Source organism: Dietzia sp. B19 (assembly GCF_014145155.1).
Taxonomy (GTDB): domain Bacteria; phylum Actinomycetota; class Actinomycetes; order Mycobacteriales; family Mycobacteriaceae; genus Dietzia; species Dietzia natronolimnaea.
On the sequence record NZ_JAALED010000032.1, the window covers coordinates 1 to 612 of the forward strand.

At 69.8% G+C, this 612-nt stretch carries 1 pseudogene; it reads right to left on the reverse strand.

Annotated elements, in window-relative coordinates:
• Nucleotides 1-9 precede the first annotated feature (9 nt).
• A pseudogene (locus tag G6020_RS01480) lies at nucleotides 10-612 on the reverse strand (IS21 family transposase); the annotation flags it as partial.

Here is a 612-nt window from a genome sequence, read left to right on the forward strand (position 1 = left end):
GACGATCAGTCACTGCAGCTCCTCCTGCCCCGCGGTGCCGCTGCTCGGGCTCGGGCCTCCTGTGAGGGCGGCGAGGCTGAACTGCTCGGGCCCGGCCAGATGCGCCCCGGTGGTATCTCGCCGACCCGGTGGCGGCTCCAGCCGGTCCGTCGTAGCCGCCACCGCCGGCTGCGTGGTGGTGGGCCGGGCGGCGGCCTGGGTCCTCAGGGCCGCCAGCTGCTGCTTGACGGCGGTGTAGCTGATCGCCCGGCGGGAGGTCTCGGAGACGAGTTGGCCACAGGCCCGCTCGAGCAGCATCTTGTTGTCCCCGCGGGCCAGGGCGAGGATGTTCTGGCACGAGCGATAGCCCTGAGCCTCGATCCGCTGGCGATCGAGGACCTCGCTGATCGCGGCGACGGTGTGCGGTCCGATCTTGTGGGCCTGGCGCACGAAGTACGCCCGCGACCATAGGTCCGAGGTCTGCAGATGCTGCGCGGGAACATGGTCAGGGTCGGTCACGAAGGAATGTCGCCTACCGGAGACGGCGTGGGAGGCGATGACCTCCCCGCCAGCCATGACCGTGAGTGTGGGGCCGGTGATCTTCACATCGACGTGCTGGCCAGCGAAGGTGTA